General features: G+C 63.7%; 24 protein-coding genes. 8 read left to right on the forward strand and 16 right to left on the reverse strand.

All coding sequences use genetic code 11. From position 1 onward, the window contains the following. Positions 1–20: 20 nt before the first annotated feature. From SLT36_RS03565 to hisB, 7 genes are all read right to left on the reverse strand, one after another. Complete coding sequence (locus SLT36_RS03565) at positions 21–347, reverse strand: phosphoribosyl-ATP diphosphatase (RefSeq protein ID WP_067965889.1); 327 nt, start codon at positions 345–347, stop codon at positions 21–23. 121 nt (positions 348–468) lie between these two features. Next, positions 469–1,254, reverse strand: a complete 786-nt coding sequence (hisF, locus tag SLT36_RS03570; protein ID WP_432285863.1) for an imidazole glycerol phosphate synthase subunit HisF — start codon at positions 1,252–1,254, stop codon at positions 469–471. Then, positions 1,251–2,015: a 1-(5-phosphoribosyl)-5-[(5-phosphoribosylamino)methylideneamino]imidazole-4-carboxamide isomerase gene (gene hisA, locus SLT36_RS03575; RefSeq protein ID WP_432285865.1), complete on the reverse strand. Its 765-nt coding sequence runs from the start codon at positions 2,013–2,015 to the stop codon at positions 1,251–1,253. Before hisA ends, hisF begins: the two co-directional genes overlap by 4 nt. A gap of 2 nt (positions 2,016–2,017) precedes the next feature. Beyond that, positions 2,018–2,311: a DUF1330 domain-containing protein gene (locus SLT36_RS03580; protein WP_182576156.1), complete on the reverse strand. Its 294-nt coding sequence runs from the start codon at positions 2,309–2,311 to the stop codon at positions 2,018–2,020. Continuing rightward, the gene (gene hisH / locus SLT36_RS03585) at positions 2,308–2,958 is read right to left on the reverse strand and encodes an imidazole glycerol phosphate synthase subunit HisH (protein ID WP_432285867.1); all 651 of its coding nucleotides are present in this window, start codon (positions 2,956–2,958) and stop codon (positions 2,308–2,310) included. Before hisH ends, SLT36_RS03580 begins: the two co-directional genes overlap by 4 nt. Before the next feature lies 1 nt (position 2,959). Further along, positions 2,960–3,442, reverse strand: a complete 483-nt coding sequence (locus SLT36_RS03590) for a DUF2628 domain-containing protein (RefSeq protein ID WP_432285868.1) — start codon at positions 3,440–3,442, stop codon at positions 2,960–2,962. Between the two features lie 2 nt (positions 3,443–3,444). Further along, positions 3,445–4,044, reverse strand: a complete 600-nt coding sequence (gene hisB / locus SLT36_RS03595; protein WP_432285870.1) for an imidazoleglycerol-phosphate dehydratase HisB — start codon at positions 4,042–4,044, stop codon at positions 3,445–3,447. Positions 4,045–4,236: 192 nt separating this feature from the next. Here hisB and hslV point away from each other — a divergent pair, with 192 nt between their 5' ends. The 6 genes from hslV to SLT36_RS03625 all read left to right on the forward strand — a co-directional run bounded on the left by hslV (position 4,237) and on the right by SLT36_RS03625 (position 9,934). After that, positions 4,237–4,785, forward strand: a complete 549-nt coding sequence (gene hslV / locus SLT36_RS03600) for an ATP-dependent protease subunit HslV (RefSeq protein WP_432285871.1) — start codon at positions 4,237–4,239, stop codon at positions 4,783–4,785. Next, positions 4,782–5,891, forward strand: coding sequence for a glycosyltransferase (locus tag SLT36_RS03605; RefSeq protein ID WP_432285872.1), 1,110 nt, complete (start codon positions 4,782–4,784; stop codon positions 5,889–5,891). The genes hslV and SLT36_RS03605 overlap by 4 nt, the downstream gene beginning before the upstream one ends. 8 nt (positions 5,892–5,899) lie before the next feature. Beyond that, positions 5,900–6,406 carry a GNAT family N-acetyltransferase gene (locus tag SLT36_RS03610; protein ID WP_432285874.1) on the forward strand — a complete coding sequence of 169 codons (507 nt, stop codon included), beginning with the start codon at positions 5,900–5,902 and terminating at the stop codon, positions 6,404–6,406. Next, on the forward strand, positions 6,403–7,464 hold the full coding sequence (locus SLT36_RS03615; protein WP_432285876.1) for a hypothetical protein: 1,062 nt from the start codon (positions 6,403–6,405) through the stop codon (positions 7,462–7,464). The genes SLT36_RS03610 and SLT36_RS03615 overlap by 4 nt, the downstream gene beginning before the upstream one ends. Positions 7,465–7,493: 29 nt before the next feature. Continuing rightward, a complete protein-coding gene (gene hslU / locus SLT36_RS03620) occupies positions 7,494–8,801 on the forward strand; it encodes an ATP-dependent protease ATPase subunit HslU (protein ID WP_432285877.1) in 1,308 nt (435 codons plus the stop codon). Between the two features lie 173 nt (positions 8,802–8,974). Continuing rightward, positions 8,975–9,934: a DUF1402 family protein gene (locus tag SLT36_RS03625; protein ID WP_432285878.1), complete on the forward strand. Its 960-nt coding sequence runs from the start codon at positions 8,975–8,977 to the stop codon at positions 9,932–9,934. A gap of 6 nt (positions 9,935–9,940) precedes the next feature. Here SLT36_RS03625 and SLT36_RS03630 read toward each other — a convergent pair whose 3' ends face one another. Genes SLT36_RS03630 through SLT36_RS03645 form a run of 4 tightly spaced genes read right to left on the reverse strand, consistent with a single transcriptional unit; the run spans position 9,941 to position 12,696 of the window. Next, positions 9,941–10,315 (reverse strand): helix-turn-helix domain-containing protein, encoded by a 375-nt coding sequence (locus tag SLT36_RS03630; protein WP_432285879.1) that lies wholly within the window; start codon positions 10,313–10,315, stop codon positions 9,941–9,943. Further along, positions 10,312–10,860, reverse strand: a complete 549-nt coding sequence (locus SLT36_RS03635; RefSeq protein ID WP_432285880.1) for a Smr/MutS family protein — start codon at positions 10,858–10,860, stop codon at positions 10,312–10,314. Before SLT36_RS03635 ends, SLT36_RS03630 begins: the two co-directional genes overlap by 4 nt. Beyond that, positions 10,857–11,963: a murein transglycosylase A gene (gene mltA, locus SLT36_RS03640; RefSeq protein WP_432285882.1), complete on the reverse strand. Its 1,107-nt coding sequence runs from the start codon at positions 11,961–11,963 to the stop codon at positions 10,857–10,859. The genes SLT36_RS03635 and mltA overlap by 4 nt, the downstream gene beginning before the upstream one ends. 22 nt (positions 11,964–11,985) lie before the next feature. Next, entirely contained in the window at positions 11,986–12,696 is a 711-nt protein-coding gene (locus tag SLT36_RS03645; protein WP_432285883.1) for a Tim44/TimA family putative adaptor protein, read from the reverse strand. Between the two features lie 216 nt (positions 12,697–12,912). On the opposite strand from SLT36_RS03645, the gene SLT36_RS03650 reads away from it, so the two are divergent. Next, positions 12,913–13,386, forward strand: a complete 474-nt coding sequence (locus SLT36_RS03650) for an FxsA family protein (protein ID WP_432285884.1) — start codon at positions 12,913–12,915, stop codon at positions 13,384–13,386. 111 nt (positions 13,387–13,497) lie between these two features. After that, the gene (gene secB, locus SLT36_RS03655) at positions 13,498–13,992 is read left to right on the forward strand and encodes a protein-export chaperone SecB (RefSeq protein WP_067955790.1); all 495 of its coding nucleotides are present in this window, start codon (positions 13,498–13,500) and stop codon (positions 13,990–13,992) included. Positions 13,993–14,061: 69 nt separating this feature from the next. Here the strand turns inward: secB and dnaQ are convergent, their stop codons facing one another. The 5 genes from dnaQ to SLT36_RS03680 form a co-directional block, all read right to left on the reverse strand. After that, a complete protein-coding gene (gene dnaQ, locus SLT36_RS03660) occupies positions 14,062–14,775 on the reverse strand; it encodes a DNA polymerase III subunit epsilon (protein WP_432285885.1) in 714 nt (237 codons plus the stop codon). Between the two features lie 70 nt (positions 14,776–14,845). Further along, complete coding sequence (coaE, locus tag SLT36_RS03665; protein ID WP_432285886.1) at positions 14,846–15,436, reverse strand: dephospho-CoA kinase; 591 nt, start codon at positions 15,434–15,436, stop codon at positions 14,846–14,848. Further along, entirely contained in the window at positions 15,433–16,272 is an 840-nt protein-coding gene (locus SLT36_RS03670) for a shikimate dehydrogenase (RefSeq protein WP_432285887.1), read from the reverse strand. The genes coaE and SLT36_RS03670 overlap by 4 nt, the downstream gene beginning before the upstream one ends. Then, positions 16,265–16,864, reverse strand: coding sequence for a Maf-like protein (locus SLT36_RS03675; protein ID WP_067955796.1), 600 nt, complete (start codon positions 16,862–16,864; stop codon positions 16,265–16,267). Before SLT36_RS03675 ends, SLT36_RS03670 begins: the two co-directional genes overlap by 8 nt. Before the next feature lie 52 nt (positions 16,865–16,916). Beyond that, positions 16,917–17,738, reverse strand: a complete 822-nt coding sequence (locus SLT36_RS03680; RefSeq protein ID WP_067955797.1) for a pyruvate, water dikinase regulatory protein — start codon at positions 17,736–17,738, stop codon at positions 16,917–16,919. Between the last annotated feature and the right edge of the window lie 66 nt (positions 17,739–17,804).

Genomic DNA, 17,804 nt, shown 5'->3' on the forward strand with positions numbered 1-17,804 from the left:
CCTGCGGCGGCCGACCAAGGTCAGCCTTCGTTCTTGCGCGAGGCCTTTTCGGCAATTCCGGACTGCGAGGTGCGCCGCTCCAGTTCGGCCATCACCTCAGCCATCGGAATGCCGGCGACGGCCAGCACGACGAGCCAATGATAGAGGAGATCGGCACTTTCCGAAACGAGCCCGGCGGCGTCGCCCTTGACCGCGGCGATGACTGTTTCAACCGCCTCTTCGCCCAGCTTCTTGGCCGCCCGCTCCATGCCCGACTGGTAGAGCTTGGCGGTCCAGGAACTGGCATCGCCCGAGCGGGCACGCTCGGCGACGATCTCTTCCAGGTCGGAAAGGGAAAATCCGGTCATTGTGGCCTCGGCAGTCCAGAACATGTTCCATTCCGAAGAGCCGAAATGGAACATGTTCTATCATTTTGTTGTCGCATGATCTTTTCCGAAAACCAGTCCCCACTTTTCGGGATCATGCCAGTCAGCCAATGGGGTCCAGCCGCATCGGCAAGCCCGCTTTTGCCATGTGCGCCTTGGCCTCGGCAATGGTGTAGGTGCCGAAGTGGAAGATCGAAGCGGCCAGCACCGCCGTGGCGTGGCCATCGCGGATGCCCGCGACCATGTGGTCAAGGTTGCCGACGCCGCCCGAGGCGATGACCGGCGCACGCACCGCATCCGCCACCGCGCGGGTCAGCGCAATGTCATAGCCGATCTTGGTGCCATCGCGGTCCATCGACGTGAGCAGGATCTCACCGGCGCCAAGATCCACGACCTTACGGGCAAACTCGACGGCGTCGATGCCGGTGCGCTCGCGGCCGCCATGGGTGAAGATCTCCCAACGGTCAGCTTCGTCGGCCTCGGACACCTTCTTGGCGTCAATGGCGACGACGATGCACTGGTTGCCGAACTTGTCGGCGGCCTCGGCGACGAAGGACGGGTTCTTCACCGCAGCCGTGTTGATCGACACCTTGTCGGCGCCGGCGAGCAGCAGCTTGCGGATGTCGGCGACCTGGCGCACGCCGCCACCGACGGTCAGCGGCATGAAGCACTGCTCGGCGGTGCGGGCGATGACGTCGAAGATGGTCTCGCGGTTTTCGGATGAGGCGGTGATGTCGAGGAAGCAAAGCTCGTCGGCGCCGGCGGCGTCATAGGCCTTGGCAGCCTCGACCGGATCACCGGCATCGATGAGATCGACGAAGTTGACGCCCTTGACGACGCGGCCGTCCTTCACGTCCAGACACGGAATAACTCGAGCTTTGAGGGTCATTTCCGTTCCTCGAAAAGGCCCGGCTCGGGCTTGAGCGTGCCGCGCAGAATGGCCAGCGCCTGGGCCGGGTCGATGCGGCCGTCATACAGCGCGCGGCCGGATATGGCACCTTCGAGCTTCTTCGCGTCGGGCATGGTCATGCGCACGATATCGGCCAGCGAGGCGAGGCCACCCGAGGCGATGACCGGGATCGAGACCGCCTCGGCGAGGTCGATGGTCGAATCCCAGTTGATGCCGGCCAAAACGCCGTCACGGTCGATGTCGGTGTAGATGATGGCGGCGACGCCGGCGCCCTCGAACTTCTTCGCCAGTTCGACGACGTCGAGGCTCGAGGCTTCGGCCCAGCCCTCGACGGCAACCTTGCCGCCCTTGGCGTCGATGCCGACGGCAACATTGCCGGGGAATTTTTTGCAGGCTTCCTTGACCAGCTCGGGGTCGCGCACGGCAACGGTGCCGAGGATGACACGGGCGAGGCCCTTGGAGAGCCAGCTCTCGATATGGGCGAGCGAACGGATGCCGCCGCCGAGCTGGACCGGGTTCTTCGTGGCCTTGAGGATCGCCTCGACGGCAGCGCCGTTGACGCTCTCACCGGCGAAGGCGCCATTGAGGTCGACCACATGCAACCACTCGAAACCCTGGTCCTCGAAGGCTTTCGCCTGGGCGCCCGGATCGTCGTTGTAGACGGTCGCCTGGTCCATATCGCCGAGCTTGAGGCGCACGCACTGGCCGTCCTTGAGGTCGATGGCGGGAAAAAGAATCATGCTCAGACGCCTTCGACGATGACGAACTTGCCGACGGAGGCGGCGTGGCGAAGCTTCACCACCTCCTGGTAAGCGGGGGAGTGGTAGCAGGCGATCGCCTGCTCGTAGGATTCGAATTCGACCAGGACATGGCGGTTGCCGGTCGGGCCTTCGGGCTGGTCGTACTGGCCGCCGCGCACCAGAAGCTTGGCGCCATAGGGGGCGATCGCCGCAAGGTTGGCCGCGATGTAGGCCGGATAGGCCTCGGGGTCGGTGATCTCGATCATCGCCATCCAGTAGGCCTTCTTGGTCGTCATGGCTTCCACCTCAAGAAATTGGCAATCAGGCCGAGGCCAAGCGCCTGGCTCTTTTCGGGATGAAACTGGGTGCCGACAAGATTGTCGCGCGCAACCGCCGCGGTAACCCGGCCGCCATAATCGGCGGTGGCCAGCACTTCTTTTTCCTTGCTGGCATCGAGATGGTAGGAGTGCACGAAATAGGCGTGCAGTCCCTGCGGTCCGGTGGCGATATCCTTGAACACCGGATGGTCGTGTTTCACGTGAATCGTGTTCCAGCCAATCTGCGGAATCTTAAGCGTCGGGTCAGTCGGCGTGATCTCCTTCACGTCGCCTGATATCCAGCCGAAGCCCTCGGTGACGGTCTTTTCGAGCCCGCGCTCCGACATCAGCTGCATGCCGACGCAGATGCCGAGGAAGGGATGCGCCTTGCGGATGGCGACCTCCTCGACCGTTTCCCACATGCCGTCGACGGCGCGCAGGCCCCGGGCACAATCGGCATAGGCGCCGACGCCGGGAAGTACGATGCGGTCGGCCGAACGCACGCGATCGGCATCGGCGGTCAGTTCGATCTCAGCCGCAATGCCGGCCTCGCGGGCGGCGCGTTCGAAGGCCTTGGTTGCCGAGCGGAGATTGCCCGAACCGTAGTCGATGATGGCGACGCGCATGTCAGTGTCTTCCGGGATAGTGCAGGAGGCCGAGCGCCGCACCCGATGGCTGTGGGCGCGGCGATGCGGCGGGGGCGATGGTAACGGGCGTCGGCTGGGTTTCATCAGCGTCGTCGTCGGCCGCATAGAGGTAGCGTATCTCGGCGTCCTCGATGGTGTCGGCCTCGATCACGCCCCACTGATGCCAACCGGCGCGGCGAAGGGCGGCGACCCTGAGCGCACCGCCTTCGAGGCCGACATAAAGCGAGATGAGCAGCGACAGCAGCGGCACGGCTGCGATCAGCTCGGTCCATTCGCCGACGGCACCCAGTGCAAGCGTGACCGCGAAGGTCAGCGCCGCCAGCACCCAGAGACGGTGCCACAGCATCCACAGGAGGGGCGCGATGAAGCCGAAGAAATAGAAGCCGTCACGGACGAACACGGCACCTTCCCCAGCGGTTTTTCCTGCCGAGGCAGGCGGCTCCATGACGACATGGATGGCCATGGCTATCCCTTCAGGCTGCCCTTGGTCGAGGGTACTGCGTCAGGCTGGCGCGGATCGCTTTCAAGGGCCATGCGAAGCGCGCGCGCCACGGCCTTGAAGCAGGTTTCGGCGATGTGATGGTTGTTGGCGCCGTAATGGTTGGTGATGTGCAGTGTGATGCCGGCGTTCTGGGCCAGCGCCTGGAAGAATTCGCGCACCAGCTCGGTGTCGAAGGTGCCGATCTTGGGTGCCGAGAAATTGACGTTCCAGACCAGGAACGGGCGGCCCGACACGTCGATGGCGGCGCGCGTCAGCGTCTCGTCCATGGCAAGGTCGATCGAGGCATAGCGCATGATGCCGCGGCGGTCGCCGAGCGCTTTGGACAGTGCCTGACCGATGGCGATGCCACAATCCTCGACGGTGTGGTGATCGTCGATATGCAGGTCGCCCTTGGCGGAGACCTTCATGTCGATCAGCGAATGCCTGGAGAGTTGGTCGAGCATATGGTCGAAGAAGCCGACGCCGGTTGCCATCTCCGAACGGCCGGTGCCGTCGACATGGACCGAAACCGAAATCTCGGTTTCCTTGGTCTTGCGGCTGACTTCGGCGGAACGGGGGGCCATTGGCGGATCCTTGTCCTCAAAAACGAGATGCTAATAACAGCATGTTCGGCCGGTTGCCAATCGCCGCGAAAGGGCATTTCGTGATGCGGCGTGACGATTTGCAATCCTTGCGCCACGTCATACATAAGACGCCAACTTCCACTCGTAACGCGCAGGCCGCCAAAGAGGGGCCGCGCGCCATCGGAGCAACATATGTCCAATGAACAGAGCATGCACGCCACGACGATCGTGACCGTGCGCAAGGGCAACAAGGTTGTCATCGCCGGCGACGGCCAGGTCAGCCTCGGCCAGACCATCATGAAGGGCAACGCCCGCAAGGTCCGCCGTCTCGGCAAGGGCAATGTGATCGCCGGATTTGCCGGCGCCACCGCCGATGCCTTCACGCTTCTCGAAAGGCTCGAAGCCAAGCTCGAGCAATATCCTGACCAGCTGACCCGCGCCTGCGTGGAACTGGCCAAGGACTGGCGCACCGACCGCTATCTGCGCCGCCTCGAAGCGATGATGCTTGTGGCCGACAAGAACGTGTCGCTGGCGCTGACCGGCACCGGCGACGTGCTGGAACCGGAATTCGGCGTGATGGCCATCGGCTCGGGCGGCAATTACGCACTCGCCGCGGCGCGTGCGCTGATGGACACCGACAAGGACGCCGAGGAGATCGCCCGCAAGGCGATGCAGATCGCTGCCGACATCTGCGTCTACACCAACCACAGCTTCGTGATTGAGACGCTCGACGCGGCATGAGCACGGGCGCCGCAACCTGCCCCGCGGGCGCGACCCTGCCTCTGCAGCGCAGGGCACTGCGACTGCCCGACCGGTTCGATCTTGCGCCGGTCGACGACCGTAACTTCTCGGCATGCGAGCGGGTTGGGCAAGCGATCGATGCGGTCGTCGCCGGGTGGCTCGCCAGCTGCGGCTACGACAGGCTGTTCGTGACGCTGGCTACGCCGGACTTCGCGATGGGCCTGTCCGCGCTTGTTCGCTCGCTGCGGACGGTCAGCGACGTCCCCATTCTTGTCCTTACGCAGGGTGATTTCGTACCCGATGTCGAGGCCGACGATGTGGCATTCCTTGAGGTGCCCCCATTGGTGCGCTTCGGCCACGCCTTCCCTGCCGATGCGCAGCATCTCGCGGTGACGCTCAGCAAGCTATGGGTCTTTTCGCTGACCCGGCCTGCGCGCGTCGCCTTCATCGACGCAGACTGCCTCGTGCTTCAGCCCATCGACGATCTCTTCGACGGTGAGGGCTTCGCAGCGGTGCCCGATCTCTTCATCAACTACAAGACACCCGCCTTCAACGCGGGTGTCTTCGCCTTCACGCCATCCGCCGAAATCAGTCGCAGGCTCTTTCAACGGCTGCCGGAGCTTTCGGTGGGGGACGGCGACCAGGGCATCCTCAACGCCTTCTTTCCCAACTGGCGGCAGTTGCCGCAGGGGCTCAACTTCCTGCGAGCCCATGCGCTCGTGCGCGCGCAGGCCCAGGACCAGGCGATCAGGATCGTGCACTACACGCCCTCGAAGCCCTGGGTACCCGCTCCCGTTTCGCCGCGCGACCCGGTGCTCGCCCCACTCGACGAGCTCTGGACAGAGCGGCTGACGCCCGTCGAGCATGTCGCGCTGGTGCGTGATTGGCGGGCACGCCTGGCCACGGCCGAAGTCAACATTGCCTCGTGGATGGGGCCGGACACCGCAAAATACCGTCAGGACGACATGGGCTTTGCCGACGGCAGGAAGCGTCGCAGGCGCGAGCGGCGCTTGAAATGCGGGCTTATCGCGCTTTTGGTCCTGCAGGCAGTGCAAGCAAGTTTTTTTGCCTGGATGCTTCTCCATCAGACGAGTGCATTGAAGTAAAGGTTTGTATGACGTCCTACACATTCCGATCCGTCGAGCTGGACGACCTTGATATCCTTGCCAAGTGGCTCGCCGAGCCGCATGTCGCTGAGTGGTGGGACGATCCCGAGACCGAGATCGCTCTGATCAAGGAGCACATCGACAGCATCTCGGTCGAACCGCTGATCATCGAGCTGGACGGCAAGCCGGTCGGCTACCTCCAGAGCTACGATCCGCACATGGAGGACGACCATCCTTACCAGGACCAGCCCTTTGGCACGCTCGGCGTCGACCTGACGATCGGCGTGCCGGGACTGGTCGGCAAGGGCCATGGTTCGGCGATCCTCGCCCAGTTCGTCGAGGAACTGTTCGAGGAGGGCGTGCCACGCGTGATCATCGACCCGCACCCCGACAACAAGCGGGCGATCCGGGCCTATGAGAAGGCCGGCTTTGTGGCGTTCGACACGCGGACCTCTGAATATGGTCCGGCGCTGATGATGGCGCGCGATGCCGACGAGGAGGATTTCGACGCATGAGCAGTGCGCAGGAAATGCTCGCCATATCGCCAGGTGTACTGCGAACAGCGGTCGACAGCGGATTGGTCACAGCCGAACAGGCGCAAGGCCTGCGCGAGCTGGAACAGGCCAGGGCACAGGTGAGGGAGGCGGAACCGCATGATGACGAGAAGTTCCGTTTCATCAGCGGCTTCTCCGACATCTTCGTGACCATTGGCCTCGGACTTTTCCTCGGCGCCCTCGGCTACTTCTCCGGCGACGCAGTTGGCAATGCCGGCATGTTTGCCGTCATCGCCGTGGCGAGCTGGCTTATGGCCGAACACTTCACCCGTCGGCAGCGCATGGCGCTGCCCAGCATCGTGTTGCTTCTTGTCTATGCCGGGGCGGTGTTTTTCACAGTCGCCGAAGCCTTCAACCCGAGCCTCGGCTTCGGACTAGGGCTCGGCAACCATGGCGGCCTGCCGATCGTCATCGCCGGGCTTGTGACCGCTGTGGCAACCGCATTGCACTACCGGCGTTTCCGGGTGCCGGTGACGATCGCAGCCGGCGTAGCCTCCCTTGTCGCCTCGGCCGTCGGGGTTCTTTTCATGATCGTTCCCGATTTCGCCGAACAAGCGACCAAGCCGTTGCTGCTGGCTTGCGGGCTCGCTGTGTTCACGCTCGCCATGCGCTTCGACCTGAGCGACCCGCAGCGCCAGACACGTCGTACCGACATCGCGTTCTGGCTGCACATGCTGGCCGCACCGCTGATCGTACACCCGCTGATCAGCGGCCTGGTTGACGACGGCGGTTCCGACGTCGTCTCGGCCTGGAGCATCCTTGCGATCTTCGTCGGACTGGCGTTGGTCGCGCTCGTCGTCGACAGGCGCGCCATTCTTGTTTCCGGCCTGTCTTATGCCGGCTTTGCCTTCGGCGCGCTGGTCGTGAAGGCAGGGCTGTCGGACAGCGTCGTGCCGTTGACGATGCTGGTGCTCGGCGCACTGGTGCTGCTGCTCAGCGCCGGCTGGCATGCGTTGCGGCGGGCCATTCTGTCACTGCTGCCCGGCGCCCTTGCGCACCGGCTTCCAGCCCATACATAAGCCCCAACTGAGTATTCGAGAGTATCGACATGTCCACATTCTCCCCCCGTGAGATCGTTTCCGAACTCGACCGCTTCATCATCGGCCAGAAGGACGCCAAGCGCGCCGTGGCGATTGCCCTGCGCAACCGCTGGCGCCGCCAGCAGCTGGAAGGCCAGATGCGCGAAGAGGTCATGCCCAAGAACATCCTGATGATCGGACCTACCGGCGTCGGCAAGACCGAGATCTCGCGCCGTCTGGCCAAGCTGGCAGGTGCGCCCTTCGTCAAGGTCGAGGCGACCAAGTTCACCGAGGTCGGTTATGTCGGCCGCGACGTCGAGCAGATCATCCGCGACCTGGTCGAAATCGCCATCGGCCTGGTGCGCGAAAAAATGCGTGAGGACGTCAAGGCGCGCGCCCACGTCAACGCCGAGGAACGCGTGCTCGAGGCCCTCGTCGGCAAGACGGCGAGCCCTGCCACCCGCGACTCGTTCCGCAAGAAGCTGCGCGACGGCGAACTCGACGACAAGGAAATCGAGGTCCAGGTTGCCGACACCGGCACCGGCGGCATGCCGAGCTTCGACATCCCCGGCATGCCCGGCGGCAATGTCGGCGTGCTCAACATCAATGACATGCTGCAGAAGGCGATGGGTGGCCAGCGCACCAAGTCGCGCAAGACCACCGTCAAGGAATCCTACGCGCTTCTGATCGGCGACGAGTCCGACAAGCTGCTCGACCAGGACGAGGTGGTTCGCCGGGCGCTCGAAGTGACCGAGAACGAAGGCATCGTGTTCCTCGACGAAATCGACAAGATCGCCCGCGGTGACGTCCATGGCGGTCCGTCACGTGAAGGCGTGCAGCGGGATCTGCTGCCGCTGGTCGAAGGCACGACGGTTGCGACCAAGTACGGCCAGGTGAAGACCGACCACATCCTGTTCATCGCCTCGGGTGCCTTCCACGTCTCCAAGCCTTCGGACCTTCTGCCGGAACTGCAGGGCCGCCTGCCGATCCGCGTCGAGCTCCGTGCGCTGGAGAAGGACGACTTCCGCCGCATCCTGACCGAGACGGAAGCCAGCCTGATCAAGCAATATGTTGCCCTGATGCAGACCGAAGGCGTCAACCTCGAGTTCACCGACGACGCCATCGATGCGCTCGCCGGCATCGCCGTCGATCTCAACGCCAGCGTCGAGAACATCGGCGCCCGGCGCCTGCAGACGGTGATGGAGCGCGTGCTCGACGAGATATCCTACGACGCGCCGGATCGTAACGGCACGACAGTGAAGATCGACGGCGCCTATGTGCAGAAGCATGTCGGCGACCTCTCGAGGAACACTGATCTGTCGCGCTTCATCCTCTAGGCCTGGTTCGGCCGGCGCGCCAAACGGGCCGGCCATTCCTTGCGGCAGCTGTGGCAGATGTGGCCGAATGGTTCCAGCCGGCCAGCTTTCTCCTGACACCGGAGACAATATCCTCGACTAAGCAGAGGGCATTTCCTAGTTTGCCCTGACAAAGCTTGGGCAAACAGCAGCACATGAAACGCGTATATTTCTCGGCATTTCTCCTGGCGGCGGCCTTCGCCGTTCCGCAAGCATCAGCGGCGACCGTCGTCGCGGCCGGCAACGTGCATGCCGAACAGCCCGATGTGCCAGGTGCCTCGTCCAAGCGCACCAAGGCCGGCAAGACCACCTTCGACGCCAAATACCGCAAGGTCTATGCGCTGCTGCAGAACGACGCCGATTTGCGCGGCAAGATCAAGACCGTGGCGCGGGCTTACGGCATCGACCCGATGCATATCGTCGGCGCCATCGTCGGCGAGCATACCTACAATGTCGACGCCTATGACCGGCTGCAGACCTATTACGTCAAGGCGGTCTCCTATCTCTCCAGCAAGCTGCGCTTCGCCTATGAAGGCGAGGACATCTCCGACTTCATCAAACGGCCGGAATTCGCCGACTGCGCCGGCAAGTCCGGCAGCTACGATTTGTGGGAATGCCGCGAGCGCGTCTGGAACCAGCATTTTCGCGGAAAGACAGTCGGCGGCACCAGCTTCCCCAATGACCGCTTCAGCGCCACATTCTTCCAGCCCTTCTATGCCGGCCAGACTTTCGGCATCGGCCAGCTCAACCCGCTGACCGCGTTGCAGATGAGCGACGAGGTCCACAAGGTCTCCGGCCTGCCCAGGCTCGACGAGCGCGATCCGAATGCCGTCTACAAAACGATCATGGATCCCGACTTGACGCTGCCTTACGTCGCCGCGACGCTGAAGACGTCGATCGACGCCTACAGGAACATCGCCGGCTTCGACATTTCGCAGAATCCGGGGCTGACGGCGACGCTCTACAATGTCGGCAGTCCTGAGGCCCGCGCCTACGCGCTGAAAGCCGAAAACGAGCGACGCCAGGCCGCAGGCGAACCGGCGAAGCTGCCCGAAGAAAACTACTACGGCTGGCTGGTCAACGACCGCCTCAGCGAGCTGCAGGCGCTGTTCTAGGAAAAATTATCTGCGTTTCTTGCGCGCGATCGCCTCGCGGACCTGCGCATTCAGTGCCGCCAGTTCGACATCATTCAGTTCGTCGATCGCTTCGGCTATCAGGTTGGCAAGCTCGGTTGCTGCCGGTGACAATCCCGCCGTGTCGACTACCACCCGTGGATGCGAGCCCTCTGCCAGCTTCTGCAACTCCTCGGCATCATCCCAGATGACGTTGAAGTAGCCGATGATCTTCTGGATCATCGCCCAGGTCGGCACACCGCGATGGCCGTGCTCGAGCGCCGAGAGATAGGCGGCGCTGACGCCGATGCCGGCGGCCATGTCCTTCTGGCTGACGCCGCGTTCGCGCCGGAGTTCGCGGATGCGTTCGCCGAGCGGCGTCATGCACCGAGCCTCCGCCTGATCCTGATGTAGAGCGCGCCGGAGCCGCCATGGTGGCGCTCGGCATGGTCCTGACTCGAAATCAGCATGCGGAACGGCGCGGTGTCGAGCCAGGCCGGTACCATGCGCTTCAGCACGCCGTCGCCGCCCTTCGAATTGCCCTTGCCGGTGATGACCAGAACATAGCGCAGGCCGCCGGCATGCGCCCGGCTCAGGAAGGCATAGAGCAGCGAATAGGCCTCGTCCTGGGTCATGCCGTGGAGGTCGACCCGGCCCTCGATCGGCAGGCGGCCCTTGGAAAGCTTGTCGCGTGTCGGAACGTCGAGCGAATGGGCGACATACTGCCGTTTCGGCGCCTTTGCTGGGGCCGGCGCAGACTGCTCGGCGGCGATTTTTACCGGCATGGGCTCGGCCTTCGGCGCCTCGACCTTGGCAACCTCGGGGATTTCAACCGCTCTTTTGCCCTTGAGCGGCGAGGTGGTGCGGGCGATGACGTTCCACAGCACACGCTCCTCGTCGCTGAGCTTACGATCCCGACGCGTGCTCATCGCTGGCCCACGGCGAGCAGGGATTTCGGAAGAAGCGCAAAGAAATCGGCGTCGTTGCGGACCACGCCGGCGATCTCGCCCGCGTCGAAGCCGGAACCGGCAAACAGGTCACCGCGCGCCGGGCCGGTGATGGCCGAGCCGGTATCCTGGGCAATCATCAGTCGGGCAAATGGCTTGCCACCGAAGGCAGTCAGGCCGGGGGCGGCGATGTAAAACGGCGTGCCGAAGGTGTGCAGCAGACGGTCGACGGCGACCGACCGGCCAGGCGTCAAGGGGACTTTCGCCGCGGCGACCGGGCCAAGGGCGGCGTTCTCGACTTCGGCGTGCCGGAAGAAGATGTAGGACCGGTTCTGCCAAAGGATCTCGTCGACGCGGTCAGGATTGGCCTTGAACCAGGCACGGATCGACTGCATCGTCACCTTCTCAAGCGGTATTTCGCCGATCCTGGCGAGAATTCCGCCCGGGCCGGTGAAGCGCTGGCCGGATTTCGCGGCATAGGTCACGCGACGCAGCGACCCATCGGTCATGTTCAGCCGGGCGGCACCCTGGACGTGGATAAAGAACGCATCGACCGGATCGGCGACCCAGGCGATCTCCAGGCCCTGGCCGGCGAGCGCACCCTGTTCGATCGTTGGGCGGTCGAAATACTCGATCAGCCCGTCCGGGGTCTGCCTGGCGAAAGCAAGGTAAGGGTCCATGCCGACGGGGCGATTGGTGTCCTCGACATCGACAAGATCAGCCGGGCGCGACAAAAGCGGCACGGCAAACGTGTCGGTGCGAACAGGAGACGCCTCGACGTCTGGTTCGTAAAAGCCGGTGACGAGGCCATGGTCGCGACCTTCGGGTGCGACGAGGGCAGGCTGGAAGTGGCGCTCGAAGAAAGCGCGGGCGTCAGCGCGATTGACAGCCGGTCTTTCGCGGGCCTCCGCGTAAGCGGGGCCAAAAGCGTCGGAGGCGACGCCGAGGGCGCCGCTGCGGTAGGCTTTGGTCAGGACGTGGAAGGCAGAACGGCGGAAAGCCTCAAAGGCGGCCAGCTGGTCATCATCATACCAGGCGGGCAGGTCGCCAAAGCCGACCTCGGTGAATGCGGGCGAGAGCAACACGGGCTTCGCCCGCCGCGCGCGATCAGTCTTCTTCCTCGGTCGCGACGAGCTTCCAGTTCGGGTCACGCGAGCGGGTGTCGCGGGCAAAGGTCCAGACGTCCTTGACCTCGGCCACTGTCTCCGGATCGCCGTCGATGACCTCGCCGGCCTTGTCGCGGGTCGCCGAAATCAGCTCCGAGACGATGCGCAGCGTGACATGAGCCTCACCACCCTTCATTTCAGCCGACACGATGTCGGCCTTGTCGATGCCGACGAAGGAGGACTGGATCTTCTCCGAACGGCCCTCACGGTCGGTGATGGCGGCGACGAAGCCGTCGAAGACTTCACGCGACAGAAGATTCTTGAGCGTTTTGCGGTCGCCATCGGCATAGGCCATGACGATCATCTCGTAAGCCATCTTGGCGCCCTCGACGAAGCCCTTGGGTTCGAAGGAGGCGTCGGCGTCCTTGATGGCACGCAGGCCCTTGTTCAGCTCGGTGCCCGGCTTGGCAAACGCGTCGATGGCGACATAGGCCTCGTCGGCTGCCTCGCCCGGAGCGCGCTTGCGCTGTGGCAGCGACACGACGTTCTCCGGCTTGCCATTGGCGTCCTGCGGCTTGCTGCGGGCCGCGGTGTAGGGATCGAAGGGCGGACGTTCATTGCCCGTACGGCGTCCAAGCACGTTGCGCAGCTGGAAAAAGATCACCACCGCTGCGATCAGAAAGAAAATCGTGCCGAAATCGAAGAATTCCATATCTTCCGCCGATCCGTCCCTTGTTCGCGGCCGAAGCCAGCTTATGTGCCATTCGCCGGCGCCGCATCTGTGCCGCGCCCGTAGCCCTTGCATATAGAACGCATGCGCCGATCATTCAAATTAAAGGCGCAGCACCCTATCTAAAGATGTATGCACTATGCCTGTGACCGCATCTGGCTGTCACGTCAACTCAAACCGGACGGATCGACGCTCTTCATGCTGCCCCTCCTGCTCCTTGCCCTGCCTTTGCTCGAGATTGCCGGCTTTGTGGTGGTCGGCAGCGAAATCGGCGTGCTTGCGACCATCGGCCTGATCCTGCTCAGCGGCATCGTCGGCTCGATCCTGCTGCGCGTCCAGGGTTTCGGCGTCATGACCCGGATCCGTAAGGAGATGGACACCGGCCGCGATCCGTCCAAGGAACTGGCCAACGGCGCGATGGTCGTTCTGGCCGGCATCCTGCTTTTGATTCCCGGCTTCATCAGCGACATCATCGGCATCCTGCTGTTCCTGCCGCCGGTGCGGGCCCTGGCCTGGCGCTTTCTCAGCAAGCGGGTGCGCTTCAGCACCGATTTCGGCGGCTTTGCTCGCCGTGGCGGCCCGGCAGGAGGCAAGACCATCGACCTTGATGAGGACGACTTCACGCGCCAGCCGAACCCGAATTCGCCGTGGCGCTCGATCCGCGACGAGTAGTCGAGCGACTTCCAGCGCCGGCAAAACCTTGTCTTGGCATGCCGAGCGTGCTAGCGAACCGCGGATTCCAATCCGGGCCGCGTCGCGGCCAAGCCAAGAGGACATGGGCTAATGGCCACGAATGAAGCGCCTGAAGGCGCCAACGGCAACGGTAATGCACAGCAGCCCACGCTCAACGTGCTGGCGCAGTATGTGAAGGACCTCTCCTTCGAAAGCCCCGGCGCTCCGAATTCGCTGCGCGGCCGCGACAAGGCTCCCGGCATCAACATCAACGTCAACGTCAACGCCAACCCGATGACGGACAAGCAGTTCGACGTCAACCTGACGTTGAGTGCGAAGGCTGCCTTCGACAAGGACGTGCTGTTCAACGTCGAGCTGGTCTATGGTGGTGTGTTCCGCATCGACGGCTTTCCGCAGGAGCACATGCTGCCGCTGCTCTTCATCGAGTGCCCGCGCCTGCTGTTCCCGTTCGCTCGTCAGATCATCGCCGAAGCGACCCGCAACGGCGGCTTCCCGCCGCTGATGCTCGACCCGATCGATTTCGCCCAGATGTTCCAGCAGAAGATCGCCGAGGAACAGGCCGCTTCCAAGGTCAAAGTCAGCTAAGACCCCACGCCTTCAAGCGTCATCAATCAAAAGCCCGGCCTCAGCGTCGGGCTTTTTTGTGGTCGGGGTTCAGCTCGGTTCGGCGGGCGCCAGCAGCTTGGCCCAAAGGGCCTTTTCGCCAAGGCCGCCGACAAGTTTGGCGTGGGCGGCGAGCTCGGCCTCGGTCAGGCGCGGCGGCAACGGCTCGGGGCGCGTGGCGACGACGATCTCGATCTGCTTGGTGTCGCCGCCGCCATTGCCTGACGAAAAACTCTCCAGCACCAGCGCCGACTGCTTGCCGCCGATCAGCTCGATGTAGACTTCGGCCAGCAGTTCGGAGTCGAGCAAAGCGCCGTGCTTGGTGCGGCGGCTGTTGTCGATGCCGTAGCGCCGGCACAATGCGTCGAGCGAATTCGGGCCCATCGGGTGCTTGCGGCGGGCCAGCGCCAGCGTATCGATCAGGCGGTCGGCTTGGATTGCCGGCTGCTCGAGCCGGGCGAATTCGGCATTGATGAAACCGAGATCGAAGGTGCCGTTATGGGCGACGAGCTTGGCGCCCTCGATGAACTCGAGAAATTCGTCGATGATCTCGGGGAAGGTCGGCTTGCCTTCGAGATCGGCGTTGGAGATACCGTGCACGTCCTGCGCGTCGGGGTGGACCTGGCGCCCCTGCGGGTTGATGTATTTGTGGAAGGTGTTGCCGGTCGGGAAGCGATTGATCATCTCGATCGCGCCGATTTCGATCACACGGTCCTCGCGGTTGTCGAGGCCGGTGGTTTCGGTATCGAAAATGATCTCGCGCAACAGCTGATTCTCCTTGGCCGACAGCATGCCCTCCCGGGCAGCCGGCGAACAAGTGCGGCGCTTCGCCTGTCTAGGGCTTTCCCACCGTCAATTCGGCGATGATGGCCTGAACCGCGGCCCGCGCCGGCTCCAGCCCGTTGCCGGTGTCGACGATGTAGTCGGCAAGCTTGCGCTTTTCGGCGTCGGGAACCTGCTTGGCATAAATCGCCTCGAATTTCTGCTCGCTCATGCCAGGGCGCGCCAGCACGCGCTTACGCTGCACATCGGCAGGCGCGGTGACCACCACCACCTTGTCGACCCGGCCCCGGCCATTGGTCTCGAACAGAAGCGGGATGTCGAGGACGGCGATCGGCGCGCCGGCGGCCCGGTTGCGTTCGAGGAACGCGTTGGCATCAGTGCGGACCAGCGGATGGATGATACTCTCAAGCTTCTTCAGCGCCACCGCGTCGCCCAGTACATGGCGGGACAGCTCGGCGCGATCGACGACACCGCCCTTCACCGTGCCCGGGAAGGCAGCTTCGATCAAAGGGGCGGCTTCGCCAGCATAGAGGCGATGAACCGCCTCGTCGGAATCGTGAACCGGAACGCCTGCGTCCGCGAACATTTTCGCCGTCGTAGACTTGCCCATGCCGATAGACCCGGTCAGGCCGAGAACGATCATGTCTTGGCGTCCAGGTCGGCGACGATGAGGTTGCGCAGCTCGGCTGTCACTTCCGGCCGGCGGCCGAACCAGCGCTCGAAACCTGGTACCGCCTGGTGCAGCAGCATGCCGAGCCCGTCGACAGTCTTCAGTCCGCGCGCCCTGGCAGCCGCAAGCAGCGGGGTTTCGAGCGGCACATAGACGATGTCGGTGACGATGGCGTGGTCGGGCAGGGTGGATGGATCGGCGGGCAGGCCCTCATTGCCATGCATGCCGAGCGCTGTGGTGTTGACCAGCAGCGACGCATCGCCAAGCAGCTCCGCGGTTGCCGCCTGCGGATGCGCACTGATGCCATCGCCGAACTGGTCGGCAAGTTCCACCGCACGTGCAACAGTGCGGTTGACGATGCGGATGTCGGTGAAACCGCGCTGATTGAGCGCGTGGATGATCGCCCGCGAAGCGCCACCGGCGCCCAGGACCACGGCGACGTCGCCAGTCGAAGCCCAACCCGGCGAAAGATGGTCGAGATTGGCGGCAAATCCATAGGCATCTGTATTGCCGCCCCACAGAACCCCGTCCTCCAGCCACACGGTGTTGACCGCACCAATCTGCTCGGCGGCCTCGTCGCGGCGTTGGACCGCAGCGAAAGCAGCTTCCTTGTGCGGGATGGTGACGTTGCCACCACGCAACCCAGCCGCGGAAAGGCCGCCGATGAAGGCTCCGAAATCCCCGGGCGCAACATCGATCGCAGTGTAGCTGCCGTCAATGTCGTAACGCTTCAGCCAATGACCGTGGATTTTCGGCGAGCGCGAATGCGCGATCGGATGGCCGCAGACGAACGCCTTCAACTCAGCCATCGATGGCCCCGAGCTGACGCAATTCCTTGAGTACCGGCAACAGCGGCAGGCCGACGATGGTGAAGTGGTCGCCCTCGACCTTGTCGAACAGTTGGATACCTTCGCCTTCGATCTGGTAGGCGCCGACGCTCGACAGCGCCTTCTTGCCGACACGGGCGAGGTGGCGGCCGATGAAGGCCGGATCGAGCGCGCGCATGGTCAGCGAGGCAATCGCCACATGACGCCACAAGGTTTCGCCGTCGCGCACCAGCACCACGGCGCTGTTGAGCTGATGGGTCTTGCCGGACAGCTTGAGCAGATGGCGGCGGGCGCCTTCCATGTCGTCAGGTTTGTGGAACACTTCGTCGCCGAGCGACAGCGTCTGGTCACAGCCAAGCACCAGCCGGCCGGGATGCTCCTCGCTGACGGCAACCGCTTTGGCTTCGGCCAAGACGAGGGCGACCTCCTCGGGCGTTGCACCGCTTTCGGCCAGCGGCGCTTCCAGCGCCCGTTCGTCGAGGTCGGCCGGGATTGCGTCGACTGGAACACCGGCATTTTCGAGCATGGCTTTGCGGAAGGGGCTTCCGGAAGCAAGGATGAGTTTTTCGGTCACTGGCTTTGCCTGAAAACGAACCGCGCGGCGGCGTTGTTGGGTGCTTTTGGTCCTAGCGGCTCTTGTTGCGCAGGGCAACGATCGCGGCCGCCGTTTCCTCGATCGAGCGGCGGCTGACATCGATCATCGGCCAGTTGTGCTTGGTGCAGATCTTGCGCGCATAAGCCAGTTCCTCGGTGATCGAGGCGCGGTCGATGTATTCCTGGGCATCAAAAGCCATCGTCGTGCCGAGGATTCGGTTCTGGCGCACATGCGAGATGCGCTCGGCGGTGGCGATCAGGCCGACGACCAACGGTTTCTCCGCCTTGACCAGGCTGTCGGGCACCGGCACGCCGAGGACGATCGGAATGTTGGCGGTCTTGATGCCGCGATTGGCAAGATAGATGCTCGTCGGGGTCTTTGACGTCCTGGATATGCCGATCAGCACGACATCAGCCTGTTCCATGTCAGCAGGCAGCTGGCCGTCATCATGCTCCATGGTGAAGTTGAGCGCATCGATGCGGCGGAAATATTCGGCGTCGAGCACATGCTGGGCACCAACCCGGCGGCCGGCCGGCGCACCAAGATAGGACTGGAACACCGACAGCACCGGTTCGAGCACCGAGACACAAGGCAGGCCCATCGAGGCGCAGCGGCTGTCGATGATGCCGGCCAGGTGCTGGTCGACCACTGTATAGAGCACGATGCCTGGCTCTTCCTCGATGTCGTCGAACACCTTCATCAGCTGCTTTTCGGTGCGGATCAGCGGGTAGATGTGCTCGATCGCGCGCGCATCCTTGTACTGCGCCGAAGCCGCGCGCCCCGCCGCCAGCAGAGTCTCGCCGGTGGCGTCGGAAATCAGGTGCAGATGGAAGAAGCTCTGGGGTTTGTTCACAGCGGGCGCCTGGGTCTGTGGTCAAATGTGGATAAACGGGCAGTTCGGCCCGAAGCGGTCGGCACG

Origin of the sequence: Aminobacter sp. BA135, assembly GCF_050859125.1 — a bacterium.
In the GTDB taxonomy this organism is placed as follows: Bacteria; Pseudomonadota; Alphaproteobacteria; order Rhizobiales; family Rhizobiaceae; genus Aminobacter; species Aminobacter ciceronei.